Annotated in this window: 1 protein-coding gene; it reads left to right on the forward strand. The window is 40.8% G+C overall.

The window, feature by feature from the left end; all coding sequences use genetic code 11:
• Positions 1-126: 126 nt before the first annotated feature.
• A complete protein-coding gene (frr, locus tag ACS8FD_RS18295) occupies positions 127-681 on the forward strand; it encodes a ribosome recycling factor (protein ID WP_299216421.1) in 555 nt (184 codons plus the stop codon).
• Positions 682-876 lie beyond the last annotated feature (195 nt).

Here is an 876-nt window from a genome sequence, read left to right on the forward strand (position 1 = left end):
TCAAAGTTAATCATTTATAGACAGTTGATAGACAGCTGCTATAGATGGCAATAGTACAATGGGTCATGTACCTACAATAATGTAATAAAATAGCATATTATCGATATCGATAAGTAAGGACATATAATGATTAAAGAGATTAAACAAGACGGCGAGTCACGCATGCAAAAGACATTAGAGGCGCTAGAAAGTACCTTTAGTAAAGTCCGTACTGGGCGTGCACACCCAGGTATGTTGTCAGGCGTTATGGTCAGCTACTATGGTGCTGATACACCGCTTAACCAAGTCGCCAGTGTCAACGTCGAAGACTCACGTACGCTACTAGTGCAGCCGTTTGATCGCACTATGGTACAAGCAGTAGATAAAGCGATTCGTGAAGCGGATTTGGGTCTAAACCCTATGAGCGCTGATGTGATTCGTGTACCGATGCCAGCTTTGACTGAAGAGACACGCCGCGATATGCAAAAGCTTGCACGTGGTGAAGCTGAAAACAGCCGTGTGTCTATTCGCAATATCCGTCGTGACATGATGAATGACATCAAAGACTTGGCAAAAGAAAAAGAGATCTCAGAAGATGATGAGCGCCGCGCGAACGATGATATTCAAAAAATCACCGATAAGTTCATTGAAACGATTGATAAAAAGCTCGATGCTAAAGAGACTGAATTGATGGTTGTATAAGCCGTACTGTTTTTAGTACAGTTTTATTAAATAGGTAGTCAATAGCCTGTTGCTACTGGCTGCCTATTTCTATATGTTTTATGTCCAATAGAGCAAGATGTTTGCAATGTTTCAATACCGTTTTTTCAAAACCGTGTCACAGATAAATTTACCTTCATAATAAGCAGTATAGTCCATGTCTACTTTATCCCCTCT

The sequence above is a fragment of the Psychrobacter sp. 1U2 genome (assembly GCF_051847575.1).